Annotated in this window: 18 protein-coding genes, 1 tRNA gene and 3 pseudogenes; 9 read left to right on the top strand and 13 right to left on the bottom strand. The window is 68.2% G+C overall.

Annotated features, from left to right (window positions below):
* Positions 1-9: 9 nt before the first annotated feature.
* Positions 10-762: an SDR family NAD(P)-dependent oxidoreductase gene (locus ACOFKX_RS11775; RefSeq protein WP_419827159.1), complete on the top strand. Its 753-nt coding sequence runs from the start codon at positions 10-12 to the stop codon at positions 760-762.
* Positions 763-917: 155 nt separating this feature from the next.
* Here the strand turns inward: ACOFKX_RS11775 and ACOFKX_RS11770 are convergent, their stop codons facing one another.
* The 4 genes and pseudogenes from ACOFKX_RS11770 to ACOFKX_RS11755 all read right to left on the bottom strand — a co-directional run bounded on the left by ACOFKX_RS11770 (position 918) and on the right by ACOFKX_RS11755 (position 3584).
* Complete coding sequence (locus ACOFKX_RS11770; RefSeq protein WP_419827420.1) at positions 918-1841, bottom strand: LLM class flavin-dependent oxidoreductase; 924 nt, start codon at positions 1839-1841, stop codon at positions 918-920.
* A gap of 68 nt (positions 1842-1909) precedes the next feature.
* Positions 1910-2077, bottom strand: a pseudogene (locus tag ACOFKX_RS11765) (LLM class flavin-dependent oxidoreductase); the annotation flags it as partial.
* 147 nt (positions 2078-2224) lie between these two features.
* Positions 2225-2527, bottom strand: a complete 303-nt coding sequence (locus tag ACOFKX_RS11760) for a hypothetical protein (RefSeq protein ID WP_419827158.1) — start codon at positions 2525-2527, stop codon at positions 2225-2227.
* 163 nt (positions 2528-2690) lie between these two features.
* Positions 2691-3584 (bottom strand): LysR substrate-binding domain-containing protein, encoded by an 894-nt coding sequence (locus ACOFKX_RS11755; RefSeq protein ID WP_419827157.1) that lies wholly within the window; start codon positions 3582-3584, stop codon positions 2691-2693.
* Positions 3585-3807: 223 nt separating this feature from the next.
* Between ACOFKX_RS11755 and ACOFKX_RS11750 the strand changes: the two genes are divergently transcribed.
* Complete coding sequence (locus ACOFKX_RS11750; protein ID WP_419827156.1) at positions 3808-4872, top strand: aldo/keto reductase; 1065 nt, start codon at positions 3808-3810, stop codon at positions 4870-4872.
* A 313-nt stretch (positions 4873-5185) separates the two neighbouring features.
* Positions 5186-6304: a 12-oxophytodienoate reductase gene (locus tag ACOFKX_RS11745; RefSeq protein WP_419827155.1), complete on the top strand. Its 1119-nt coding sequence runs from the start codon at positions 5186-5188 to the stop codon at positions 6302-6304.
* Positions 6305-6460: 156 nt separating this feature from the next.
* Here ACOFKX_RS11745 and ACOFKX_RS11740 read toward each other — a convergent pair.
* From ACOFKX_RS11740 to ACOFKX_RS11720, 5 genes and pseudogenes are all read right to left on the bottom strand, one after another.
* Positions 6461-7144: pseudogene (locus tag ACOFKX_RS11740) on the bottom strand (IS256 family transposase); the annotation flags it as partial.
* Between the two features lie 232 nt (positions 7145-7376).
* Positions 7377-7556 carry an Arm DNA-binding domain-containing protein gene (locus tag ACOFKX_RS11735; protein ID WP_419827154.1) on the bottom strand — a complete coding sequence of 60 codons (180 nt, stop codon included), beginning with the start codon at positions 7554-7556 and terminating at the stop codon, positions 7377-7379.
* Positions 7557-7642: 86 nt separating this feature from the next.
* Positions 7643-7718 (bottom strand) — tRNA-Ile (locus ACOFKX_RS11730).
* A 14-nt stretch (positions 7719-7732) separates the two neighbouring features.
* Entirely contained in the window at positions 7733-8794 is a 1062-nt protein-coding gene (locus tag ACOFKX_RS11725; RefSeq protein ID WP_419827153.1) for a polysaccharide deacetylase family protein, read from the bottom strand.
* 41 nt (positions 8795-8835) lie between these two features.
* Positions 8836-10479 (bottom strand): sensor histidine kinase, encoded by a 1644-nt coding sequence (locus tag ACOFKX_RS11720; protein ID WP_419827152.1) that lies wholly within the window; start codon positions 10477-10479, stop codon positions 8836-8838.
* Between the two features lie 170 nt (positions 10480-10649).
* Between ACOFKX_RS11720 and ACOFKX_RS11715 the strand changes: the two genes are divergently transcribed.
* Positions 10650-11132 (top strand): Lrp/AsnC family transcriptional regulator, encoded by a 483-nt coding sequence (locus ACOFKX_RS11715; protein WP_419827151.1) that lies wholly within the window; start codon positions 10650-10652, stop codon positions 11130-11132.
* 36 nt (positions 11133-11168) lie between these two features.
* Here the strand turns inward: ACOFKX_RS11715 and ACOFKX_RS11710 are convergent, their stop codons facing one another.
* Entirely contained in the window at positions 11169-12479 is a 1311-nt protein-coding gene (locus ACOFKX_RS11710; protein ID WP_419827150.1) for a hypothetical protein, read from the bottom strand.
* Positions 12480-12654: 175 nt separating this feature from the next.
* Here ACOFKX_RS11710 and yaaA point away from each other — a divergent pair, with 175 nt between their 5' ends.
* The 3 genes from yaaA to gyrA all read left to right on the top strand — a co-directional run bounded on the left by yaaA (position 12655) and on the right by gyrA (position 16635).
* Positions 12655-13413 carry a peroxide stress protein YaaA gene (gene yaaA / locus ACOFKX_RS11705; RefSeq protein WP_419827419.1) on the top strand — a complete coding sequence of 253 codons (759 nt, stop codon included), beginning with the start codon at positions 12655-12657 and terminating at the stop codon, positions 13411-13413.
* Positions 13414-13511: 98 nt separating this feature from the next.
* The gene (locus tag ACOFKX_RS11700) at positions 13512-13751 is read left to right on the top strand and encodes a hypothetical protein (RefSeq protein WP_419827149.1); all 240 of its coding nucleotides are present in this window, start codon (positions 13512-13514) and stop codon (positions 13749-13751) included.
* A gap of 127 nt (positions 13752-13878) precedes the next feature.
* Complete coding sequence (gene gyrA / locus ACOFKX_RS11695; protein WP_419827148.1) at positions 13879-16635, top strand: DNA gyrase subunit A; 2757 nt, start codon at positions 13879-13881, stop codon at positions 16633-16635.
* Between the two features lie 227 nt (positions 16636-16862).
* Here the strand turns inward: gyrA and ACOFKX_RS11690 are convergent, their stop codons facing one another.
* Positions 16863-18920, bottom strand: coding sequence for an NAD(+) synthase (locus tag ACOFKX_RS11690; RefSeq protein WP_419827147.1), 2058 nt, complete (start codon positions 18918-18920; stop codon positions 16863-16865).
* A 273-nt stretch (positions 18921-19193) separates the two neighbouring features.
* Positions 19194-21491, bottom strand: coding sequence for an EAL domain-containing protein (locus tag ACOFKX_RS11685; RefSeq protein WP_419827146.1), 2298 nt, complete (start codon positions 21489-21491; stop codon positions 19194-19196).
* A 378-nt stretch (positions 21492-21869) separates the two neighbouring features.
* Here ACOFKX_RS11685 and ACOFKX_RS11680 point away from each other — a divergent pair, with 378 nt between their 5' ends.
* A complete protein-coding gene (locus tag ACOFKX_RS11680; protein WP_419827145.1) occupies positions 21870-22925 on the top strand; it encodes a methyl-accepting chemotaxis protein in 1056 nt (351 codons plus the stop codon).
* Positions 22926-23510: 585 nt separating this feature from the next.
* Positions 23511-24943 (top strand): annotated as a pseudogene (locus ACOFKX_RS11675) (IS1182 family transposase).
* A 78-nt stretch (positions 24944-25021) separates the two neighbouring features.
* Here the strand turns inward: ACOFKX_RS11675 and gorA are convergent.
* Positions 25022-26368 carry a glutathione-disulfide reductase gene (gorA, locus tag ACOFKX_RS11670; protein WP_419827144.1) on the bottom strand — a complete coding sequence of 449 codons (1347 nt, stop codon included), beginning with the start codon at positions 26366-26368 and terminating at the stop codon, positions 25022-25024.
* Between the last annotated feature and the right edge of the window lie 31 nt (positions 26369-26399).

The following is a 26399-nucleotide window of genomic DNA, read 5'->3' as shown; positions in this document are numbered from 1 at the left end:
GAGAGTGAGATGCGTAACCTGGGCGGCAAGACGGTCCTCGTCACGGGCGGCGGCGCGGGCATCGGCGAAGCCATCGTGAGGCGGTTCGTCGCCGAGGGCGCGCGCGTGATGATCGCCGACATCGACGCAGCCGCCGGCAAGGCCGTCGCGGACGTCTGCGACATGCCCTTCGTCCAACTCGATGTCGGAGATGTCGCCTCGTTCGAACAGGCCATCGCTGCGACGGTCGTGCAGCTCGGCCGCCTCGACATCCTCGTCAACAATGCCGGGGTGGCGTCGCTTCGCGCACCGATCCACGCATCCACCCTGGAGAACTGGCATCGCGTGATAAACGTGAACCTGAACGGCGTATTCTACGGCATGAGAAGCGCGCTGGCGCGTTTCGTCGAGCAGGGCAGCGGCGTCATCGTCAACCTGTCCTCCATCGCCGCGATGGTCGCCTTCCCTGAACTGCCACCGTACAACGCCGCCAAAGCGGGCGTGTCGCAGCTAACCCGGGAAGCGGCGGTGGAGTATGCCCGCTACGGCATTCGGGTGAACGCCGTCGCGCCGACGGGCGTGTGGACCCCGATGAACGCGCGCACCGCGCTCGAGACGGACGACCCCGCTGGCTTCGAAAAGGGCCTCACGAACATGAACCCGATGCCGGGCACGGCGTCCGCCGAGGATATCGCCGCCGCGGTCGCCTTCCTGGCCAGCGACGATGCGCGCTTCATCAGCGGGGTGACGCTGCCCGTTGACGGCGGCTACACGGCGGTCTGACGGATCGGGAGCGATCGCGCGCTGCGATCGTCGCGGATCAGGTTCTCGCCGTCCCGCGAGTGCCGCAGGTCAGGAACCGTTCGAGCCGGGCGCTCGCGCCCTCGAAGCCGGCACTCGCCGCACGTTCTCCGGTCGCGTGTCGACCGGCGCGACGGTCAGTTCACGATCATGTTGCGCTGGATGTCTTCCCACGGAAACAGCGTCATGTTCTTGTCGTTCATCTCGTAACCCGTCTTCAGCTGCCGAGCGCGCTCGTAGGCGCGCCGCAGCGCGGGCCGGGCGGCAAGCAGATCGCGCCAACGCTTTATGTTCGGGAAAGCGTCCATGCCCTCCAATGGATCGAAGTAGATGATCCAGGGGTAGCAGGCCATGTCGGCGATCCCATACTCCTCGCCGGCGACATAGGAGTTGGCCGCCAGCTGCTTGTCGAGAACTCGCCAGTGATCCGCCATCATGCGGAAGTATCGGCTGTGCGGATAGCTGTTATTGACATCGGGCGCGATCTTTGGGGCGAAGGCGAGGAAGTGCCAAGCCTGCCCGCTTAGCGGACCGAGGTTGCCGACTTGCCAGAACAGCCACTGCAAGGTGTACCGCCGCGCCCGCTCGTCGGCGGGGAGGAAGGAGCCGGCCTTCTCCGCCAGGTACATCAGGATCGCACCGGATTCGAACACCACCACGGGCTCACCGCCGTCCTTCGGATCGAGGTCGCGGATCACCGGCAGCTTGCCTGTCGGCGAACCGGCGAGCAGGGCGGGATCGTGCTGCTCGCCCTTGCTGATGTCGATCAGGCGATGCTCGTACTCGATCCCCATCTCCTCCATCGCGATTGCGACCTTGTAGACATTGACGCTGGTGCAGAAGAACAGTTCGATCATGGTCGGCTCCCGCGTCCGCGAATAGCGGCTATGGACGGGCTTGGATGTCACGTTCGCGCCCATAACGGTGAAATGCTTGCCTTGGAACGTGACCGGTTCGTCGCCCCAAGCGCCTCGCAGCAAGGCGATGCCCTCCTCGACGCGGCTGACCCGTTCCTTGAACACGAGCCCGAGCTGCTCGAACTCGTAGGGCCGATAGCCGATCGCGACGCGAGCATGACGCGCCCGTCGGAGGGCTCGTCCACCATCGCGACCTGCTCGGCGATGCCAATCGGGTCGCGGGAAGGCGGGATCAGGATGTTCGTCAGGACGCGCAACGTGGTGGTCCGGGCGGCGAGCGCCGCGATCGCGAACATCGGCTGGGATGAAGCGATGCGCTCCGTGGTAAAGCGGTGGTGGCCAACCGTCCCGCGCTCGAAGCCGAGATCCTCGGCCAGCACGACGATCTCAAAGCTGCGCGCCCAGCGCGTCCGCCAGTCGCGGCCACGCGGTCCGGTCTCGCGCGGAAAGCCGGTAAGCGTCGGCAGGGGTGGACCGAACTTCACGCGCGAATTCCCCGGTCTGTTCGATGGAGGCTACCGGATGGGTCAGGGTATCGGCTCCTGCGTCACCGTCGAGACCGACCAGTCGGTGACGTAGCGTCCTACGATCTCCAGCTCGATGCGTTCGGGATCCTTGTAGTAGACCTCCGCCGCCGCATCGATGTCGCCCGGGTGGCGGATCGCCCAGGTGAAGATGTTCTCCTCGCGATCGACGAGCGCGAACAGCACTTCGAACCCGTGGCGCTTGCGAACGGCCACGATGCGCCGCCAGACGTCGAGGAAGGCTTCCCACTCGTCGCCCACTATCGTGTAGCGCCGCAGCAAGGTGGTCCCGGTTCCGCCGTCCATCTCCGCTCCTCGTTCTGCCCTTTGCGGTATCGTGTGCCGTCCGGCCCGTGGCGTCGGCAAGACGCTCGCCATGCGCAATACGGCCGGAACATGCACAAGGTGCGTAGCGGATCGCAACGCCGTTCTCCCGGCGACCATCGACGACGTCGGCGTGCGATACAGCCTAGCCCGGCAGACTGCGAACCGCCTCGATGAACCTCGCCAGGGCGGGTGGGTTCTGCCGGCGGCCGGCATAGTAGAGCGCGTATCTCTGCCCGGCGACGGTCCACCGCTCCAAGAGGCGGACGAGCAATCCGTCCGCGATGAACGGCGCCGCGCGATCCTCGAATACGCAGGCCAGGCCCTGGCCGGCCAGGGCGGAGGCGAGCACGAGATCGCCGTCGTTGAACAGCACCGCACCTTCCACACGCACCTGCTGGATCCTGCCCTTGCCCCGGAACGGCCAGGGATAGATGTCCCCGTCGGCACGGCGGTGGACGATGCAGCGATGATCGGCGAGGTCGCGCGGGCTCGATGGGTGCGTATGTGCGCGCAAATAGGCCGGTGCCGCCACCACGGCGGTGCGCAGCTCGGCGCCGACCCCGACCGCGATCATGTCCCTCTCGACGCTGCCGGCGAAGCGGATACCGGCATCGTAGCCCCCGGCGACAATATCCACGAAGCGATCGTCGACGTCGATCTCCAGCCGTATGTCCGGGAAGGCGGCGGTGAACGCGGGCAACATCGGCATGAGCAGGGTCTGTACGGCATGCTTGACGGCGGTGACCCGAACTGTGCCAGACGGCGTTTCGCGGGCATCGCGCAGCTCGATCAACCCTGCCTCGATTCCGGCCAACGCTGGCCCGAGCGACAGCAGCAGGCGCTCGCCCGCCTCGGTCGGCGCAACGCTGCGCGTCGTGCGAGCGAGCAGCCGGGTGCCAAGTCGCTCCTCTAGCCCGCGCATCGCGTGGCTCAACGCGGACGGAGATACGCCGAGCTTGGCCGCAGCCGGCGTGAAGCCGCGTTCGCGCGCGATGACTGCGAAGGCGGCGAGGTCGTCGAGCGAGCCACGCATCATTGTTGAGCTCTCCTCATCCGACTATGCCGAAAACTGCTCCTAGTCGCGGATCGGCCGTGCGCCCACCTACGTCTTCGCAGGGAGGAAATGGTGCGCGGGCTTCCTCTTCGACGATTATCCACCCGCGGCTCCCGCCTGCGGCCGGCATCGGCTCCAGTCAGCCGTCGCATCGCCGTGCATCGACGGCGGTCGCGCTTCCGGGCCTGTACGCAAGGACACTTCCATGAACCTCTCGTCTTATCGCCCGCTCGGCCGCTCCGGTCTCGTCGTCAGCCCGCTGGCGCTCGGCGCGATGACGTTTGGCACCGAACGCTGGGGGGTCGCGGGCGACGAGGCTCGGGCGATCTTCGACGCCTACCGCGATGCCGGCGGCAACTTCGTCGATACCGCGGACATCTACGCTAAGGGCCGCAGCGAGGAGATGCTGGGCCGCTTCATCGCCGATACGGGCGCGCGTGACCAGGTCGTGCTCGCGACGAAGTTCACCTGGAACCAGCACCCCGGCAATCCGAACGCCGGCGGGAACGGGCGCAAGAACATCCATCGCGCGCTCGATGCGTCCTGCCGGCGGCTAGGCGTGGACTATATAGACCTTTACTGGTTGCACTTCTGGGACATGGTGACCCCGGTCGAAGAGGTTCTCCTGACGCTTGCAGACCTCGTCCGCGCCGGCCGCATCCGGTACTACGCCCTGTCGGACGTGCCCGCCTGGTACATGACTCGCATGGCGACGTTGGCGGCGGAACGTGGGCTGCCGGGCCCGATCGCGCTCCAGGCGCAATATTCGCTGGTCGAACGGTCCGCCGACTACGAGCATGGCCCCGCCGCGCGCGAGCTCGGCATCGGCATCGTTCCCTGGAGCCCGCTTGCCGGTGGCTTCCTGTCGGGCAAGTACGAGCGCGCGGGCGACCTCTCGGCCGGCAAGGGGCGCCTCACGGGCGATAACCCGCTCGGCCAAACGCCTTTCAACGATCGTAACTGGGCGATCCTCGATGTCGTGAAGCGCATCGCCGGGCAGGTCGAGCGCAGTCCTGCCGAGGTGGCGCTTGCGTGGGCGGCGTCGCGGCCGGGGGTCGACTGCGTCCTGATCGGCGCCAGCCGGCTTGACCAGGTCGAGACGAACATCGCTGCGTTGGAGCTGAGCCTCTCTCTGGACCAACTCGCGGACCTCGAAGCGGCCAGCGCGGCACCGCTCGCCTTTCCGTGGAGCGCCTTCGGTGCCGGCGTGCGCAGGAGCATCTTCGGCGGAGCGGACGTGCCCGCCTGGCGCAGCGACCGTGCCGGTTAGCTCCATCTCAGCGGCTGCGGGAGTCGGGCGCGTCTCGGGTGGCTACGGCGTGCCTGCACCCGCAGGCTAACGCCCGTTCCAAGCCTCCGCATCGGCCGCGGAGCGCCCACGTCGCCCTCGCAGGCGCGAGAGGCGACAGGTTCGAGGACGAACGCCGGCTCGAAGCGGAGCGTCGTACGCGGCTATGATAGAACTTGTGTCGGATGCCGATAAAGACAGACTGCGACGTTAGGCCTAGAACGACGCGGGCGCGAGCGGCGCGTCAGAGTGTCGCCCCCATGTTTCACCCACTCCGTGTCGGAAGGTTTGGCCTATGTTCACCGATCTGATCGACGTTCTGTTCAAGCCGTTCGAGTATAAGTCGCTGAAGCTGCATAACCGGCTGGCAATGGCACCGATGACGCGGTATTTCTCGCCGGGTGGCCATCCGACAACCGACGTCGCCGAGTATTACTTGCGGCGCGCCCGGGGCGGCGTTGGCCTGATTGTCACCGAAGCCCTTTCTCCGGATCGAGAAGTCGCCCGCAATCACGACGATATCCCCTGGTTTCATGGCGAGCGACGCGAGGCGTGGGAGAAGATCGTGGACGGCGTTCACGAAAGCGGCGCCGCTATAGCGCCACAGATTTGGCATCCCGGCGGCGCGCGGGATTTTACCTTTCCGGACGCGAAGCTCAGCGACGATCTGGAGAGCCCGTCCGGCTTCTACGGGCCGGAGGTACTCGGTGGGCGCGAGATGACGGAGGAGGACATAGCCGACGCGTCGGCATCTTTCGTTCGGTCGGCGGTGGACGCGAAGGCGCGAGGGTTCGACGCGCTAGAATTTCATGGCGGCCATGGCTATCTCTTCGATCAGTTTTTCTGGGACGCGACGAACAAGCGTGGCGATCGCTACGGCGGGGCAAGCATCGGCGAGCGCGCTCGCTTCGCAACGGAGACGATCCGGGCGACTCGCGAGGCGGTAGGGGAAGACTTCGTCTTGCTCTTCCGCATATCGCAGTGGAAGACCAAGATGTACGATGCCCGTATCGTCCACTCGCCGGCCGAGCTCGAACAATGGGTGCAACCGCTGGCGGACGCGGGAGTGGACATCTTCGATTGTTCTCAACGCCGCTACTGGGAGCCCGAGTTCGACGGAAGCGACCTCAATCTCGCCGGCTGGACCAAGAAGCTTACGGGTTGTCCGACGATGACTGTCGGCTCAATCGGACTTGCGACCGATGTCATGACGGACATCGAGACCAACGAGCTCTCGGCACCGACGCCTGCCACGATCCAAGGGGTGGCCGAGCGGCTTGAGCGAGGCGAGTTCGACCTCGTCGCCGTCGGACGCGCGATGATCGCCGACCCGGATTGGGCGATCAAGGTGCGCGAACGCAGATTTCGCGATCTGACGGCCTACTCGGTGGAATTGACGAAGACGCTCGTCTGACGCTGCCGCACGGTCGGCCATAGCGCACCCCTTAGCATGTGGGTCGACACGAATAGGGTTGTGTCCGTCAACGTGGTGTAATCTCGGGTATGGTCCCGGGCCGCATCGGTCAGGCGGCCCTGGGTGTAATCTGTAGCTGAGCGGCTTCCTCGATCTGCGGGTCACGTGCGCCAGCGCGTTGCGCATGAAGTGGACGCGGCAGCGCTGCCATGTGGCGCCGACGACGCGGGCGATGGTCGCCTTGAGGCCCTCATGGGCGTCGGAGCTCACGGGCTTCACGCTTTTCAGCCCACGCCGGACGAGATCGCGCAGAAGGTCGACCAGAACGGCTCCGCCTCGCTCGGGCCGATGTGCAGCCCGACGATCTCGCGCTTGCCCTCGGTGGTGAAGGCGACGGCGATTATGGCGGCGACGCTGACGATGCGGCCGCCCTCGCGCGCCTTGAGATAGGTGGCGTCCGGCCAGAGATAGAACCACTCGCCGGCGAGCGGGCGCTTGAGGAAAGCGTTCACCCGCTCGCCGATGTCCTTGCACAACTTGCTGACGGACGACTTGCTGATCCCGCTCAACCCCATGGCCTGGACCAGTTCGTCGACGCGCCGCGTGCTGACGCCGACGGTTCAGGCCTCCTGATGACGCTGACCAGCGCCTTCTCCACCGTCTTGCGCGGCTCCAGGAAGCTCGGGACGTAGGCGCCGGTCCGCAGCTTGGGGATCTTCAGGTTGAGCGTGCCGAGCCGGGTGTCGACCGCCCGGTCTCGGTAGCCGTCGCGCCACGTGCTGCGCTCGCCGGATCGCTCGTGCCGGCCGGCGCCGATCAGGCGTCGACGTCGGCCTCCATGATGATCTGCAGCAGCTCGGTCAGGGGTAGCCCGTCGTCAATCATCGGGAACAACCCCTCGGCTGGGTGCGGCTTCGACACCTTCACCCTTAACCGATGAGCCCGGTGACCAACGATACGCCACCGGTAAATTACACCACGACCGCGGACACTAGCCGAACAACTTACTGCTTCCGAGTGCGCGCGGGCTCCTATGCAGCCTCGAAAGGCGGACCAGTTGTCGCCCGGCCGTCTAAAGTCCTGGATCGAGTCCCTCTCGCAAGTGCCGTCGCGCCGCGTCCCGCTTCCCGCGTGCCTCAGCGAGCGACATCTCTGAGTAGGGTCGGAGGACCAAGCGCTTTTCCTTGCCCGCAATATGGTATCTGAGCCGCTCCGAGCAGTGCCCCCATGTAACAGCGATTGCATGCAACATCGGACGACAGCTGACGACGCGCCAAGGCGCCGAACGCCTCGTTTCCAAGGCCTCTGCGACGTATGCAACAGCGTAATACCGGACGCTGGTGGGCCCGGCAGGATTCGAACCCGCGACCTAGCCGTTATGAGCGGCCAGCTCTAACCGCTGAGCTACAGGCCCCCAGCCCGCTTCGACTAGGTCGGCGCGGCGCGGCTGGCAAGCGAGAGCCCCACATCTCGCGAGGCCCAGGCGGCGGCGACCAGCGCCTCGGCGCCGATCGCGCGGTAGCCGTGGCGCGAGAGCCGCGCCAGCACGCCGTCCCACCATGCCCAGAACCGGGCCAGGTCGGCCGCGTCGCGGACATAGGGGGTATGACCGGGCTCGACCGACGGCGAGTGGAACGAGATCGACAGCAGCCGCACGTCCTCGCGCACCAGCACATCGATGGCGGCAAGCGCGTCGGGGAGCGGCGTACCCTCGGGCGTCAGCGCGACGCGGCTCATCACGCCGGCCCGTGCGAGCAGCCCGCGCAGGCGCGGCACCCGACCCGCCATCCCGTACAGGCCCGCTCCGGAACGCCGCGCGAAGCCGGTGAAGGTGGCGCTAAGCGGCAGCTCGATCAGCAGGCGCGCGGGGCCGGCCCAGCTCGGCTCCAGCGGGCGGCGGGAGAAGTCGGGCCCGCCCTCCCCCGAATAGTCGAACAGCGCACGCACGGAGCTGTCGAGCCTGTAGCCCGCTTCCTCCAGCAGCCGTGCGCTGTTCGGGCCGACGCCATAGCGCCCGGCCCGGTAGACGATCGGGCGGCGCCCGAAGCCATCCTCGATGCGCTGCGTCAGCGCGGATAACTTGGCGCGCTCCAGCGCCTCGGGCAGGTTGCCGACGAAGCTGTTGGCGACGGTCAGCGGCTCCTCGAAGGGGGGGTTAACCCACGGATGGAGCTGGGCGCCGACCTCGCACCCGCCGGCGTCCAGCAGCGGGCGCAGGCATTCGACCGCCCGTGCCGATGCCGCGACCGGATGGTCGACGAGGTAGATGGGCTTTATACCGAGGCCGACGAGGCGGTCGTGCGCCTCTGGCAGCGCTGCGACGGCGGAGGTCGCGACGGCGTCGCGGCGGCGCGGCGCCGTCCAGTCGAACTCCTCTTCGGTATCGACGAAGACGAGGAAGCGGCGGCCGAGATCGGCGGGCAGGGTCACCCGATCCGCCGCTGCCGCCGGCTCGTCGATCCGTCCCGCCTGGTGATCCCACCCCTGCACCGCGTCTGGCTAGAACCCGCCGGAACCGATGGGAAGGGCGATCAGCCGAGCCGGGCGTCGTCGCCTGCCACGGCCGGCAGCCCGAGCACGAGGCGGTGCTCCTCGACGACCAGCGTTCCGCCCGCCGCCGCCGCCAGCCGCCGCACCAGGTGGAGAGAGAAGCCGAGGCCGAGCAACGGCGCGTCGGGCCATTCTCCCGCCGCGTCGAAGCCGGGATCGAGGAGCTCGGCCTCCGCGATACCGGCCAGCCGCGCCGGGCGCGGCAGCGCGAGTTCCACGGTGTCGCCCGCGCCATGATCGATCGTGATCGCGATCGCCTCGCCGACGTCCGCGAGCGCCGTCGTCGCCGCGACCAGCCGCGCCACCATGCGGCGGATCGCGGCGACATCGCCAAGCGCCAGCGGGGGATCGGCCGAGACCGTCCGCACCGAGGCCGCCGCACCGGCGCGCACGTCACGATGCTCGGCGACGACGGCGTCCGCGATGCTCGCAAGATCCACCGCCGCGCGCTGCAATCCCAGGCGATCGCTGTCCAGCCGCGCCGAGACGTCGAGGTCGTCCACCGCCGTCATCAGCCGCGCCGCCTCGTCGACGATGCCGCGCGCGCGGTCTCGATAAGGCTCGGCGACGGGGCCGCGCATCTGGCGCCGGATCATCTCCGCGAAGCCGCCGATCGCGTTGATCGGCGTCCGCAGCTCGTGGACGAGTTGGCGCAGCGTGTCGGGATCGATCGCCGCCTGTGCGCGCTCGCCCGCGCGCGGGCGGCGCGCGGTGCAGCGATAGCCCAGGAAGCGACCGTCGGCGGGCGCGAACGCGGGCACGCCCGCGATCCGCCACTCGCCCGCGCTGATGCCGGTGCCCGCCACCGTCAGCCTCGCGTCGCGGAACGGCGCGCGGCTACGGAAGGCGCCCGGCGCCTGCGCATCGACGCCGTAGGATCCATCGGCGGGGCTGGCGATCGTCTCGCCGATCAGCGGCCCGCGCGGCACGCCGTCGACCCAGGTGACGATCCCGACGGCGTTCGTCTCGAAGCGGAAGGTCGTGGGTGCGGGCGGCGGCGCAGGCGGCTCGTCGTGGCCGCTGCGGAAGCGTGCGATGCGCGAGATGATGGCGCGGATCTGCCCTTCGCCCGCGCCCGGTTCCAACGCGGCGGCGGCGGGCGGCGTCGGTTTGGCGAGGGGTAGCTCGGGCTCCTCGTCCATGCGCGCGGTGACCGCCTCGATCGCGGCAGCGGGAGCGGCGGCGATCGTGCCGGTGAGCGTGAAGTCGGTAGAGCCGAAACCCGAGAGCGCGGCCCCGACGCGCATGCCGAGATCGCGGCGGTGGCGAACGAAGCCGCGCGCCGTCGGCGTCAGGCGAGGCAAGAGATCGATCCACGCCGCCTCGTCGAGGCTGACGCGGGCGAGCAGCGCGCCCGCGACCGCCGGCACGTCCGCCGCCAGCATCGCCACCAGTCCGGGCACGAGCGGCCGCCCGGCGATGGCGATCACCGCCTCGCGTCGCGCCTCCACCGGCACGCGGGCGCGCAGCTCCGCGAACCGCTCCACCGCGCGAGCAGTCATCGGGTCATCGCCGTCGCGATGCTGCGCGAGCAGATCCAGGAGCTGGCGCCACTGGCTGATGCGCGCCGACTCCCGATCGGGATTTCGCCCGAGCACCGTCGCCAGTTTGTCGTCGAAGCGCAACCCGACCTCCCGCGACGCCGACAGCGACGGCCTTCATCCGGCTGAGGCGCAACCTACCGGGTGCGGAATCGTCCGCCTAGCGTCGTCGCGGGCAAACGTCGCATCATGGGACAATTGCCAAGGCGGGTAACTATATTATATCCGCGAGGTTCGTCACGAAGGAAAATGGCATGGCAAGGATCCTGCCGCCTTTCGATCCTGTTGACCGGACGATCCTGGCAGAACTCCAGGCGGATGGACGAATCACCAACGTCGCGTTGGCCGCCCGCGCGGGGCTGACCGCGCCACCCTGCCTCCGAAGGGTGCGTGCGCTGGAGCAGGACGGCGTGATCCGTGGCTATCACGCCAGGCTTGATCCCGGCGCGCTCGGCTACGGCATTGCGATCTTCGCGCTAGTCAGCCTGAGGAGCCAAGCCGAGGACGCGTTGCGCGCGTTCGAGGCGCACGTCGACACCTTGCCCGAGGTGCGGGAGTGCCACATGCTGAACGGCGAGATCGACTTCATCCTGAAGATCGTCGCGCACGACCTTCAGAGCTTCCAGGTCTTCCTGACCTCGCATCTCACGACCGCCCCGCACGTCGCCAGCGTCAAGACGTCGCTCACCATCCGCACTTCGAAGGACGAGCCGGGCGTACCGGTCGATCCGGCGTGACGGGCGCGTCCCCCGCGCGAAACGCGCCCGTCAGCCTTACTGCGCCGGGGCGGCGGCGGGCGCCTGAGCGGCGGCGGCGGACGCCGGCTTGGCGCCCTGATCGTTCCAGATCGTCCAATATTGCGCCAGCGGCTGGCGCGGCCCGGTCACGCTCGCGAGAGCCTGATCGGCCGCATCCTTCTGGCCCGATCGCGCGAGCGCCTCGCCCAGCCGCAGGTTGGCGACCGTCGCGTCGACGCCGCCCTTCTGCGCCGCCAGCTTGAAGAGCTCGGCCGCCTGCGGATACATGCCGTAGCCGAGATAGGCGTCACCGACGTTCAGCGCCTTCTTGCCGTCGCCGGCGGCACGTGCCGCCTTGTCCTGCGCGGGCAGCGACGCCTTGTCGGCCGCAATCTTGGGGGTGGCGATGCGCTTGATCTCGCCCAGCGCCTTGCTGTTCCTCACCGCGACCGCCGCCTTGTCGACCATGCTCGACGCCATGCCCTCGTCGATCACCGCCTTGGCTTCGGCAGGATAGCCGCGGTCGTTGGCGAGGTTTGCATACTCGTAATAGTCTCGCTCGCCGGCCAGCGCGCCCGCCGCGCGCATCAGCCTCAGCGCGTCGAGCTGCGACTGCTGATCGAGCGCGCCGACGTCGCGATAGGTCTGGACGGCAGTGCGCCACGTCGTGGTCGAGGGATAGGCCGCGACCAGCATCTGACCGTACTTGACGGTGCCGACGGCGTCCTTCGCGTCGTACGAGACGGCGAGCGCGCGCTGATACCAATCTTGCGGCACCGGCTGGCCCGAAGCCTTCTTGGCCTGGATCGCCTTGTCGATGATCGGCAGCGCCGCCTGCGGCTGCTTCTCGCGGATCTTGGTCTGCGCGAGCAGGATGGCGTTGTCGCCATCGTTGGGGTTCTGCTGGAAGGCCTGTGTGAATGCCGCGTCGGCACCCGCGAGATCGCCCTTGTTGTAGGAGATCACGCCCTTGGCGTTGATGAGCTGCGCCTGCGTGTCGGCCGGCGCCTTGCCGCTCTGGATCGAGAGGTCGGCGCCTTGCAGCTGCAGATCCTGGTTGTTCGTCTTCTGGCCAAGAGAGAACATCATGATGCCCAGGTTGAACTTGTCGTCGGGCGTCGAGGCGGCCTGCTGCGCGGCCGGCAACGCCGCCTGCGCGGCGGCGACATCACCGCCCTGGACCGCGGCCTGCAGCGGCTGCGCGGCCTGGCGGAAAGCGGGGCTGAACTGCGCCTTGCCCTGGGCCTGCTGCGCGTCCTCCTTCTTCTTGGCGAGGGCAGGCGCGGCGGCGCCGGCAAGGCCGAGCGCGAGCACGGCGGCGACGGCGGTCGTGGTGGCGAACTTCATGATGGGGTCTCTCCTCCTACGGGCCGGGGATGCCGTACGGACATACCACTATTCCCCCGCCTCTCCCGGTTCAAGAAACGCGAACCCTGGCGTATGGTCGTTTCCGCCCACGCGCTGAACCCGTGTTGAACGCGCCGGTTGCATGGTGCCGAAGCGCTCGCTACCGGCCGCCCACATGCTCGCGGTCCTCTCGCCTGCCAAGACGCTCGACTATGACAGCATCTTGCCGGACTGGGTGGAAAGCGAGCCGCCGCGCCTGACGCGCGAGGCCGGCCGCATCGCCCGCGCGGCGGCGCGGCTCTCCGCCGCGGACTTGGAGCGGATCATGGCGATCAGCCCGAAGCTCGCCGCGCTCAACGCCGCCCGCTTCAAGAACTTCCGGCGCGCGCCCGCGCGACCCGCGCTCTTCGCGTTCGCGGGCGACGTCTACACGGGCTTCGAGGCGCGCTCGCTCGACGAGCCTGCGGTCCAGTTCGCGCAGAGCCATGTCCGCATCCTCTCCGGCCTGTACGGGTTGCTGCGCCCGCTCGATGCGATCCGGCCCTACCGGCTGGAGATGGGCACGCGCTGGGGGCCGGACGCGCCCGACCTCTACGCTTACTGGGGCGATCGCGTCGCCAATGCGCTCTCGCGCGACCTGCGGGCGGAAGGTTCGCGCACGATCGTCAATCTCGCCAGCCAGGAATATTGGCGCGCGGTGCGGGCGGCCCCGCCCCGACACGCGACGATCCTGACGATCGACTTCCTGCAGGCCAAGCCCGACGGCCCGCGTTTCGAGAGCTTCGCCGCGAAGCGCGCGCGGGGCATGATGGCGCGCTTCCTGTGCGAGCACCGCATCGACGATCCCGCCGGCCTCAAGCATTTCGACAGCGACGGCTACCGCTTCGACGCCGCCGGATCCGACGAACGACGCTGGCGCTTCGTGCGGGGCTGAGGTTACCGAAACTTCATCGCTGCCGCCCTTGTCGCCACGGGGCCCGGCATGATCCTCTAGGGGTGGCCGCCTCTCGCGGCTCCCTGGGAGACATGCCGATGAAGACGATCCTCACCCTCGCCGCCGCGATCGCGCTTGGCGCCACGGGCGCCGTCGCGCAGACCGCCATGACGACGCCCAAGCCGAATGCGCCCGTCACCAAGCCCAAGGCGGCGCAGAGCGGCTCGCCCGCGACCAGGACCGGCAGGATGGCGTCCGCCACGACCAAGAGCGGCAAGAAGATCACCTATGATTGCTCCAAGAAGGGCAACATGAACAAGAAGGTGTGCAAGGGCTGAGCCAGCCGGGAACCGCCCTCGCGTGCGTGCGTACGCGCGCGGGGGTGGCGCGTACGCGCTTTCGGCACTAGACCGGCGGACCGTCGGCGCGATTTCGCGCCCACCCTGACGATCGGACATCATCGCCTTGGCCAGCGCGCCCCCGCCCCCCGACACCGCCGATATCTCGCCCGTCTCGATCGTCGACGAGATGAAGACGAGCTACCTCGATTACGCGATGTCGGTGATCGTCGCGCGCGCGCTGCCCGACGTGCGCGACGGGCTCAAGCCGGTCCACCGCCGCATCCTCTACGGCGCGCAGGAGAGCGGGTTCGTCGCCGGGCGGCCCTATCGCAAGTCCGCCCGCCTCGTCGGCGACGTGATGGGCAAGTACCACCCGCACGGCGACAGCTCGATCTACGATGCGCTGGCGCGGATGACGCAGGACTGGTCGATGCGGCTGCCGCTGATCGACGGCCAGGGCAATTTCGGCTCGATGGACCCCGATCCGCCGGCGGCGATGCGCTACACCGAGGCGCGGCTGGCGCGATCGGCCACCGCGCTGCTGGAGGACATCGACAAGGACACGGTCGACTTCCAGCCCAACTATGACGGCTCGGAGAGCGAGCCTGTCGTGCTGCCCGCGCGCTTCCCCAACCTGCTCGTCAACGGCGCCGGCGGGATCGCGGTGGGCATGGCCACCAACGTGCCACCGCACAACCTTGTCGAGGTGATCGCCGCCTGCAAGGCGTACATCGAGGACGGCGCGATCACGCCCGAGCGCCTCATGGAGATCGTGCCGGGGCCGGACTTCCCGACCGGCGGCATCATCCTGGGGCAGGCCGGCGCGCGCTCCGCCTACGCCACCGGGCGCGGCTCCATCCTGCTGCGCTCGCGCCACGTCGTCGAGGAAGGACGCGGCGATCGGCGCTCGATCGTGCTCACCGAGATCCCCTATCAGGTCGGCAAGAACGGGCTGGTCGAGAAGATCGCCGAGGCCGCCAAGGACAAGCGGATCGAGGGCCTCGCCGATATCCGCGACGAGAGCAGCCGCGAGGGCGTGCGCATCGTCATGGACCTCAAGCGCGACGCGACGCCGGACGTGGTGCTCAACCAGCTCTGGCGGCACACGCCCGCGCAATCCAGCTTCGCGGCCAACATGCTGGCGATCCGCGGCGGCCGGCCCGAGCTCCTGGCGCTGCGTGACATCATCCAGGCGTTCGTCCAGTTCCGCGAGGAGGTCATCACCCGCCGCTCCAAGTTCGAGCTGGCGAAGGCGCGGGAGCGCGCGCACCTGTTGCTCGGCCTCGTCGTCGCGGTGTCCAACCTCGACGAGGTGGTGCGGATGATCCGGGGCTCGGGCTCGCCCGCCGAGGCGCGTGCCGCGCTGCTCGCGCGCGAGTGGCCGATCGGCGACATCGCGCCCTACATCCGCCTGGTGGAGGCGGTGGAGGACGCGCGACTCGGCGAGACCTACCGCCTCTCGGAAGCGCAGGTCCGCGCCATCCTCGATCTGCGCCTCCATCGGCTGACGGCGCTAGGCCGCGACGAGATCGGCGACGAGCTGAAGGGCCTCGCCGGCTCGATCGGCGAGCTGCTGGGAATCCTCGGCAACCGCGCCCGCCTCTACGAGGTGCTGGTGGAGGAGCTGGACGCGGTTGCCGCCGCCTTCGGCACGCCGCGCCGCTCCGAGATCGCGGCCGCCGGCGACGACATCGACGACGAGGACCTCATCGAGCGCGAGGACATGGTCGTCACCGTGACGCTCGGCGGCTACATCAAGCGCACGCCGCTCGACGCCTTCCGCGCGCAGAAGCGCGGCGGCAAGGGCCGCTCGGGGATGGGCACCAAGGACGAGGACGCGGTGACGCGGCTGTTCGTCACCTCCACCCACACGCCCGTTCTGTTCTTCTCGACCGCCGGCAAGGTATACCGCAAGAAGGTGTGGCGGCTGCCCGAAGGCGCACCGCAGGCGCGCGGCCGTCCGATGGTCAACCTGCTGCCGCTGGCGGCGGGCGAGACGATCTCGACCGTGCTGCCGCTGCCCGAGGACGAGGCGGAATGGGCCAAGCTCCACATCCTCTTCGCCACCGCCAAGGGCCTGGTACGACGCAACAGCATGGACCAGTTCACCCGCGTGCCCACGGCGGGCAAGATCGCGATGCGCTTCTCCGAGAGCGAGGAGGCGGACGACGCCAGCGACCGGCTGATCGGCGTCACGCTGCTCACGGAGGAGGACGACGTGCTGCTGGCGACGCGCGAGGGCAAGGCGATCCGCTTCGCCGCCACCGCCGTGCGCGAGTTCCAGAGCCGCACTTCGGCCGGCGTTCGCGGCGCTCGGTTGGCGGACGGCGACGAGGTGATCTCACTGTCGATCCTGCGCGGCGTCGACGCCTCCGCCGAGGAGCGCGAGGCTTATCTCCGCGCCGCATCGTGGAAGGACGGCGAACGCGAGGTGACGCTGCCGGCTGAGCGGATGGCGGAGCTGGAAGCGAGCGAGGAGTTCATCCTCACCGTCTGCGCCAACGGCTATGGCAAGCGATCCTCGGCCTACGAGTATCGCCGCATCGGGCGCGGTGGCCAGGGCATCACCAACATCGACAATCTGCGCCGCAACGGCCCGGTGGTGGCGAGCTTCCCGGCGCATAACGGCGAGCAGCTCATGCTCGTCACCGATCAGGCCAAGCTCATCCGCATGTCGGTGGGCGACACGCGCGTCATCGGTCGCGGCTCGGCGGGAGTGCGCCTCTTCCACGTTGCGGAAGGCGAGCATGTCGTCGCCGCGGCGCGCATCGAGGAGACCGAGGAAGAGGCCGAGGCCGTGCTCACCGACGCCGAGCCGGCGGTCGATCCGGTGCCCGGCGCCGACACGGACGACGACTTGGCGGACGGCGCGGAGGAGTAGCGCGGGCCGGGTCGCCCGCCGGGATCTTGGACACGCGCCCGGCGGGTCGTGCTAGCCTCGCGACCGGCTCCTTCGCATCGTGGCGTCCTCTCTGCTGGTCCGGCACGAGCCGCCACTCGTGTTCACTTCGTCGTTTTTGCCACCCGCAGGTCTATCGTCAGGCCTGCGCCTCGCAAGCCCAACCTATTGTAAGCAACTGTTATCGGCAGTGTGGCAGCTATCCGCAGCTATGCGTCGGGGATCGCCGCCATGCCGGCAAGCCACGCCGCCGCCGTGCCATCCGAAGGCGCCCGCCAGTCGCCGCGCGGCGAGAGCGCGCCGCCGCCCGAAACCTTGGGACCGTTGGGAATGGCGGATCTCTTGAACTGGCTGATTTGGAAGAAGCGGTGGAGGAAAGCCTCCAGCCGCCGCCGGATCTCGGGCAGATCATAGGCGACGCGCGCCGCCTCCGGCACGCCGACCGGCCACTCGCCCGACTCCACGTCGCGCCATGCGTGCCAGGCGAGGAAGGCGATCTTGGCCGGCGACGCGCCCCAGCGCACGATCTGGTGCAGGAAGAAATCGTTGAGCGCGTAGGGGCCGATGCGATCCTCGGTGCTCTGCATCGCGCCGTCCGCCCCCGCCGGCACCAGCTCGGGCGAGATCTCGGTATCGAGAATGGCGTCGAGCACCGTGTCGGTCGCCTCGTCGAACTGGCGCGAGCGGATGCACCAGCGGATCAGGTACTGGATCAGCGTCTTGGGTACGCCGGCGTTGACGGCATAGTGGCTCATCTGGTCGCCGACGCCATAGGTACACCAACCGAGCGCCAGCTCCGACAGGTCGCCGGTGCCCAGCACCAGCCCCTCCCGCTGGTTGGCGAGGCGGAAGAGATAGTCGGTGCGAAGCCCCGCCTGCACGTTCTCGAAGGTAACGTCGTAGACGGGCTCGCCGCCCGCGAACGGGTGGCCCATGTCGGCGAGCATGGTGCGCGCCGCCGGCCGGATGTCGATCTCCTCCGCCGTCACGCCCAGCGCGCGCATCAGCGACCAGGCATTGCCCTTGGTGGTCTCGCCGGTCGCGAAGCCGGGCATGGTGAAGGCGGCGATGTCGGCGCGCGGGCGCCCGAGCCGGTCGAACGCCTTGGCGGCGACGATCAGCGCGTGCGTGGAGTCGAGCCCGCCCGAGACGCCGATCACCAGCCGCTTCGCCCCCGCCGCCGCGATTCGCGTGGAGAGCGCCTCCACTTGGATGTTGAACGCCTCGTAGCAATCCTCGTCGAGGCGGGCGGGCACCGCCGGCACGAACGGAAAGCGCGCTACGTCGCGCCTCAGCCCGACGTCCGCCCGCGACACACCGTGGGTGAAGCCGATACGCCGCACCCGCGTCTCGGGATGGCCGGCGAAGGCAGCCGCGTCTCCGAAGGTGCCGAAGCGCATCCGCTCCGCTGTCAGCATGCCCACGTCGACGTCGGCTACGGTGATTTCCGCCTCGCGCGAGAAACGGGAGGAGGCGGCGAGTTCGCGGCCGAGTTCGTGAACCGTCGCCTGCCCGTCCCAGGCGAGGTCGGTCGAGCTCTCGCCCGGCCCGGCTGCGGAGAAGATGTAGGCGGACACGGTGCGGCCCGACTGGGAGGCGCAGAGCAGGGCGCGCTCGCGCGCCTTGCCGATCACGACGTTGGAGGCGGACAGGTTGGCGAGCACGGTCGCGCCCGCGAGCGCGAGCGTGGTGGACGGCGGTGTCGGTGCCCAGAAATCCTCGCAGATCTCCACGCCCAGAACGAAGCCGGGCACGTCGTCGGCGGCGAACAGCAGGTCGGCACCGAACGGCACCCGCTCGCCGAGCAGGTCCAACTCCAGCCCGGCGAGGCCATGGCCGCTCGCGAACCACCGCTTCTCGTAATATTCACGATAGTTGGGCAGGAAGATCTTGGGCACGACGCCCAGCACCTGTCCCCGCGCCGCCACGATCGCGGTATTGTAGAGCCGCCCGTTGCGCGCGAGCGGCGCGCCCATGGCGATCACCGTGGGAATATCGGTCGTCTTCGTGAGCACGGCGGCGAGCGCTTCCAGCACCGCATCGCGAAAGCCGTCCTGAAGGTGGAGGTCGTCAACCGCGTAGGAAGACAGCGACAATTCGGGGAAGACGATCAGGTCGACATGCTCGTCCCACGCCTGCCGGACGAGCGCGATCGTCGAGCGCGCGTTGGCGGCGGGATCGCCGGTGGTTGCAGCTGGTGTCGCAGCGGCGACACGGACGAGACCATGATGGTGGATCGAGCGGAAATCGTGAGCGACGTCGGTCAAGGCTGGTCTCCGCCCTCCTTCTAGCGGCGACGTCCCGCCGACGCGACCTCGCGATCGCCCGCAGCAACAAAAAAGCCACCCGTTACCGGGTGGCTCTCTGCTCCGCCGAGTAGCGGAAGTTCAGGTCGTCCGTGGGCGTTCAGCCCTTCACGCCGGCGCCCGAAACCCAATCGCGGTTTGCCATGTCGCTTCCCCTGTTCGCTCGCATCCGAATCGAATGCGGTTAACAGTTGTCACGATTAACGATGGTTAGCAAGCGATTAATGGTTACTGTTAAGCGGCGCGGCGGCGCTCCGCCAACAATCGGCGCGCTAGGTCTTGGAAGGTCATCGGGCGGCCGATCCGATAGCCCTGCGCAATATCGCACTGCAGCTCCGTTAGGCGAGTCAGCACCTCATCGGACTCGACGCCCTCGGCAACGACGACGTGGCCCAGCGAGTGCGCGAGCTGGATCGTCGAATTGACCATCAGCAGGTCGCTGCCTCCAGACAACATCGAATGGACGAAGCTGCGATCGATCTTGATCTCGCTCGCGGGTATCTTCTTCAGATAGTCCAAGGTCGACAGGCCGGTGCCATAATCGTCTATCGAAATGCGCAAGCCGAGCGCGCGCAACTCCGCAAGCACGTCGAGGCTGGTCGCGCTCGTCAACGTCGCGGTCTCGGTGATCTCCAGCGTCAGTTTAGCCGCGTCGAGCCTGTGATCGGCGAGCGTGGAGGCAACCGCGTCCACGATCGCACGGTTCTCGAGCAGGCGCGTTGAAAGGTTAACCGCGATACTGAAGGAAATGCCGTGCGCGTTGATCGTCGCGCAGGCGAGCACCGCGCGATCGAGAACGTGCATCGTCAGCTTCTCAATCCGGTTGTGCTGCTCGGCGGCGGCGACGAACTCGATCGGGCTGATCGCGCCCTTCTCAGGGTGCGTCCAGCGCACCAGCGCCTCGGCGCCGATCAGCTTGCGGGTGACGAGATCGAGCTTGGGCTGGTAGGCGACCCACAGGTCGCCCTCGTCGATCGCGGTGTCGAGTTGGCTGAGCAGCGACAGCTTCCACGCCGCGTCGGCAAGTTTCGCCTTGTCGAATTCACGCCACCTGACGCCTTCCGCGTAAGCCTCTGCGGCGGCGACGAGCGCGCTGCCGAGGCGATTGGCGACAGAGCGATCGTCTTCGCCGTCGAGGCCGAAGGTGACGACCAGATCGACGTTCTGCGATGATACGGTGACCGGGCTGCGGAACAGCGCGTGCAATGCATCCAGCCGCTCGCCGAGCACGACCTTATCGTCTGGGGCAAGCCAAGCGAACACGCCATTGTCGCCGTGATAGAGGTTGGCACCGATCATGCCGAGCTTCAGCCGGCTCGCGATCTGCGCAGTCAGCGCCTTCTCGTCCTCTGGCGGCAGGGCGGCGTTCACCTCCGCAAAGTTATGGATACGCGCTACGACGAGGCGGTGGTCACTCTGGGGCCCAAGCTGGCGCAACGCGACGAGATTGAGCAGACCGGACATCTGGTTGACCGTCGAACGCTCGCGTAGACTGTCCTTGAGAAGGTTGCGCGCTTCGGCGGCTGTGGCAAAGAGGAGCATCGCAAGCGCCGGCAGGACGTCCATGAAAAGGTAAGTGGGGAGCAGCAACGGAACCAGCGGCTGCACGCCCGCGAACAGCGCCAACAGTCCGATCCGGTCCCGACGACTCCTGCGGCTGAGCGAGAAGAAGCCGACGAGCGCCGCCAGAGCGAGAGCCGGCAGCCATCCGAGTTCGCGAGGATCACCTTCGAAAAGCGTCTCGGCACCGAGCGCGAGAAGACGAGTTCCAGGAATGCGACCGTAAGGATGGACAAGCACGATGTCCTGTAATTGGTCGCTTGTCGCACCGACGAGGATGTCGCGATCTTGGATCCTAACGTCGGAGTGGCCGCTGAGCACCTCCGACATGCTCAGCTCCGGGATCGACGACAGCTGGATCGAAGTGTCCACCGGAAAACTGGAACTTTTCGACCTCGTTTGTCGGGCGAGGATCGACGCAATTCCATCGAAGCGCTCCCCCTCCAATGCGTAGGCGTACGGAAGCGTCGAAACGCTGCCGTCATCGCTGATAGAATAGCCGACGTTCGCCAGGTGCGCCGAAGAAGCAAGCCCAGGAAGTGGACGAACCATGTGCAGCGCGCCATCGCGCCCGTCGACGGCGCGAGTCGCAAGGAAGACGCGGTCGGGGTGGCGGCGAAGAGCGTTGGCGAGCGCGCGATCCTCCTCCGGGCTCTGGGCGGACGAGAAGTTAACGACGTAGAAGACTCGCCGCGCGCCGAGCTCGAACAAGCGGTCGATGAGACGCGCGTGAACGCTACGCGGGAACGGCCATTGGCCGATCGCGGCGAGCGACCTGTCGTCGATCGCAAGGACAGTGACGTGGCTCGTCACCCTGTGGCTGCGCGCCCAGGACCGGAACGACCGCAGCCCCGTCTCCGGCACGTGCAGCAGGCCGATCAGCGCGCCGAACAGCAGCGCGCACGACCAGAGCCGGACGCGATTGGAAGTGGCCAGAGCGGCCTTGTTCCTGAAGGGTGCGGTTATCTTCATCACGGTCGATCTTGGGCTGTCGCACAGCAATGGTTAGCAAAATCGTAAAGCGCTGGAGCGGCCCACGCGACGATCAACGGCCCGCCCGATCGACCTAGAAGGCGTGCGAGAAAGATCCCCAGGCTTCGACGCGGAGCATCGGGGCGCGGCTGCTCGGCCGCCGGGGCCAGCCCGATCAGCGGACCGTCGCGGGCGGTCGCCGAGGACGTGCGCGGGCGACGCTCGGCTCCGCGCCTCCCCGAGCGGGAGGGGAGGCGTGAACGGGAGACAGCCGGACGACCGCGCGCGAGATGCCGGCCGTCCCGCGACATTTGGTCAACGCTTCGTTTACACTGCCCGGCTAGCACCGGAGCGACCGCTACCAGCCGAGTATCGCCCATGCCGCGTCGTATCCGTTCCCTCCTTTCGACGCTTCGCGAGGAGGTGCAGCACTACGCCGCCGAGACGCAGGCGATCGCCGGGCGCACCAACCTGCTCGCGCTCAACGCCACGATCGAGGCGGCGCGATCGGGCGAGGCGGGGCGCGGCTTCTCGGTGGTGGCGCAGGAGGTGAAGGCGCTCGCCGGGCAGGCGCGCTCCTCCGCCGCCTCGTTCCGCGCGGGCGTGCTCGACAGGCTGGCGCAGGGCGCGGGCATCGCCGACGAGCTGGTCGGCGAGATCGAGGGCGCGCGGCTCGCCGAGCTCGCCCAGTCGATCATCCAGATCATCACGCGCGCGCTCCACGATCGCGCCATCGATCTCAGGATGCTCGCCACCGATCCCACCATCGTGGCCGGGGCGACGCAAGGCCTCGCCGACCGCGACGTGGAGCGCCGCGCGCGCGAGCGGCTGCGCGCGCTGCTCCACTTCTCGCCCTATTTCATCAACGCCTTCGTCTGCGACGATCAAGGCCGCATCGCCGTCTCCGCGAACGAGAACGCGGCGGTGCGCCGCCACGACTTCAGCCGCGAGCCCCAATATATGACCGCGCTCGACAGCCGGTCGCCCGACGACTGGTTCACCGACGAGCCGTGGGAGAACCCCTGGTCGGACGATCGCCGCGTGCTGATCTTCGTGGCGCCGGTGCGCCAGGACGGCCGCGTGGTCGGCGTCTGCTACCTGGAATATGATTGGGAGGGGCAGGTCGCCGCCATGCTCGCCGCCGCGCATGTCGGCGGCAGCGACGCCGCGATCAGCATCGTCGATCCGCGCGGCACCGTGTTCGCCACCACCGGCGACCATGTCTTCGGCCAGCAGATGGCGGTCGCCGCGCCGCCGGCTGGCAGCGGCCGCCTCGTCCAGACGCGCGACGCCTTGATCGTCGCGCAGGCGACGGCGATTCCCGTCCACGGCTTCGGCGGCCTCGGGCTGCGCTGCGTCATCGAGCAGCGAGTGCCCGACGAGGGCGAGATCAGGGCCTCGCTAGAGGCGCGGCAGGACCGCGCGGCGGCGTGAGGGGCCGGGCGGCTGGCGCCCATTTGCGGACATCCGCCATGGATGCCATCCACTGCGCATGAACGCAAGGAACCGGACAAGGTCAACACTATCGGCGATTGTCGGAGGAGCGATTCTGCTCGCTCTATCCGCTCTAGCCTTTTGCTGTGGCTACAGGCTGACGCCGTTTGACCTCGTTGCGTCCTCCGGGGAACTTGCCTTTTGGGCTGCGCTCATAGTGTGGAGTCTCGGGGCCGATATTGCTCTACGGCTAATGGTCGGCCGAACAGAGAAAGTGAGTCTTAGGGGTAGAACTGCCATCACGTGGCTCGTATTTAAGTTGGCGTTGCTACTCTCGGTCGGTTTTCTCTTCCTCGTTTGCATCGTGAGTTTCATAGCCGGCTGGTTGGTAACGCCGATACTTCTTAGAGCGGCGATCATCCTTCTACTTCTACACCTAGCCACCGGCATCGCGGCGGGAGCGGCGATCAACTCAATCGCCGTAATGAAACGCGCGAGAACCCGCGCCGCCATGTGACCGCTCACCACCGAGGCTGTATGGAAACGCCGTGATGTGGTAGTGTTCCGGTGCTGATGGAGGCTGGGATGAGCCGGTTCATCGAGGGTTGCGACCGGCGGCAGAGGCTGCTGCTGCCCGACTGCATCGACGACCATGTAGGCGAGGACAGCCCTGTTCGCGTGGTGGACGTGTTCGTCGACGAGCTGGAGCTGGCGGCGCTCGGCTTCGAGGGCGCGGCGGCGACGGGGCGGCCGGGCTGTCATCCGGCGACGATGCTCACGCTCTACGTCTACGGCTACTTGAATCAGGTGCAGTCGAGCCGGCGGCTGGAGCGCGAGGCGTGCCGCGACGTCGAGCTGATGTGGCTGAGGGGCAAGCTCGCGCCCGACTTCAAGACCATCGCCGACTTCCGCCGCGACCATGGCGCCGCGATCCAGGCGGCGTGTCGCCGCTTCGTGCTGCTGTGCCGCCGGCTCGGGCTGATCGCCTGTGGCACGGTGGCGGTTGACGGCAGCCGCCTGCGCGCGGTGAACGCGCGCGACCGCAACTTCACGCCGGTGACGATCCGCCGCCGGATGGAGCAGGTGGACGCCAGCATCGTGCGCTATCTCGGCATGCTCGACACCGCCGACCGGCAGGAGGGCGAGGCGTCCGAGCTGCGCACCGCACGGCTGACGACGAGACTGGGCGAGCTGCGGCGGCAGATGCGCGAGCTGGAAGCGATGGAAGAGGCGGTGATGGCATCGCCCGACCGGCAGGTCTCGCTTACCGACCCGGACGCGCGCGCGATGGCGTCCGCCGGCACCGGCACAGGAACGGTCGGCTACAACCTGCAGACGGCGGTCGACACCGAGAGCCACATCGTCGTCGCGCACGAAGTCCTCAACCTCAGCCACGATCGCACGTCGCTGGCGACCATGGGCGGCAGGCGTCGGAGGCGACCGGCACGCAGGCGCTCACCGTGCTTGCCGATCGCGGCTACTTCTCAGGGCCGGAAGTGCTCGCCTGCGAGGCAGCCGGCATCACGGCCGTGTGCCCCAAGCCGCTCACCTCCGGCGCCAAGGCGGACGGGCGCTTCGGCAAGCAGGACTTCGTCTACCAGGCGGAGAGCGACACCTATCGCTGCCCGGCCGGCGAGACGATGACCCGACGCTTCTCTACCCTTGCGCATGGTATGACGCTGCACGGTTATGCGACGCCTGCGTGCCGTTCCCGTTGCACGATCAAAGTGAACTGCACCGCCAGCATCGAACGGCGCATCAAACGATGGGAACACGAGGAGGTGATCGACGCCATGCAGGCCCGCCTCGATCGCTGGCCCGATGCCATGCGCGTCCGACGACGCACGGTCGAGCACGTGTTCGGCACGCTCAAGGACTGGATGGGCCGCAGCCACTTCAAAACGCGGACGCTGAACAACGTCGCAACCGAGGCGAGCCTCCATACCCTCGCCTACAACATCAAGCCTGCCATCGCCCTCCTCGGCACTCCCAAGCTCATGGCAGCGATGCAGGCCTAAACCCTCGCGCTCGCCCGCCCCCGCTCAACCACTGCTCGCAGGCCGTTCTCACACAGCCTCCACCATTCCAGCCATTCACTACCTCAGCAGCACCAATTCTTCCGCCATCGTCGGGTGCAGCGCCACCGTGTCGTCGAACGCCTGCTTGGTGAGGCCGGCCTTCACCGCCACCGCCGCCGCCTGCAGGATCTCGGGCGCGTCGGGTCCGATCATGTGCAGGCCGAGCACGCGGTCGTCGGTCGGGTCGACGATCATCTTGTAGAGTGCGCGCTCGTCGCGGCCGGCGAGCACGTTCTTCATCGCGCGGAAATCCGACTGGTAGATCTTGACGTCGCCGTGCCGCTCGCGCGCCTGCCGCTCGGTCAGCCCCACGCCGGCGAGCGGCGGGTGGCTGAACACGGCGGACGGAATGCAGTGATAGTCGACGCGGCGCGGATTGCCGCCGAACTGGCTGTCGGCGAAGGCGTGGCCCTCGCGGATCGCGACGGGGGTGAGCTGCACGCGATTGGTGACGTCGCCCACCGCGAAGATCGACGGCACGGGAGTGCGGTTGTCCTCGTCGACGGGCACCGCGCCCATCGCGTCGAGCGTCACGCCCGCCTGCTCCAGCCCCAGCCCCTGCGTGTTGGGCGCGCGGCCCGTGGCGAACATCACGACGTCGGCCGGGATCGGATCCTGCCCGCCGACATGGACGATCACGCCCCCGCCCTCCCTCGGCTCCACCCGCTCGAACGGCGCGTGGAAGCGGAAGTCGATGCCCTTCTCCACCGAGATCTTGAGCAGCCGGTCGCGGATTGAATCGTCGTAACCGCGCAGGATCTCGCCGGAACGGTTGACGATCGTGACGCGGCTGCCGAGCTCGTTGAAGATGCCTGCGAACTCGTTGGCGATATAGCCCCCGCCCGCGATCACGACGCGCCTGGGCAGCTCGGCCAGGTGGAACGCCTCGTTCGACGTGATGCCCAGCTCGGCGCCCGGGCAGTCCGGCACCGCCGGCCGCGCGCCGGTGGCGATCAGGATCGTGGCGGCGGTGTGGCGCGCGCCGCCCGCCGTCTCCACCTCGTGAGGCCCGCGCACCTCGGCGCGCTCGCGGATCAGGTGGACCGAGTGGCTCGACAGCGTGTTGCAGTAGAGCCCCTCCAGCCGATCGACCTCGGCGAGCACGTTGTCGCGCAGCGTCGCCCAGTCGAAGTCGCAATCGGGCACGTGCCAGCCGAAGCGGCGCGCGTCGCGCAGGTCCTCCGCGAAGTGCGCGCCGTAGATCAGCAGCTTCTTGGGCACGCAGCCGCGGATCACGCAGGTGCCGCCGACGCGATACTCCTCGGCGAGGGCCACCTTCGCACCGTGCGCGGCGGCGACACGCGCGGCGCGCACCCCGCCCGATCCGGCGCCGATCACGAACAGGTCGAAATCGAACTCGCTCAACTGCCTCTCCCCGTCGTCGGCTCCGCCGTGC

This window comes from Sphingomonas sp., from assembly GCF_965200105.1.
Classification (GTDB): domain Bacteria; phylum Pseudomonadota; class Alphaproteobacteria; order Sphingomonadales; family Sphingomonadaceae; genus Solisphingomonas.
The sequence above is the reverse complement of the archived record's forward strand: the minus strand, read 5'-3'. Positions and strand labels throughout refer to the sequence as shown.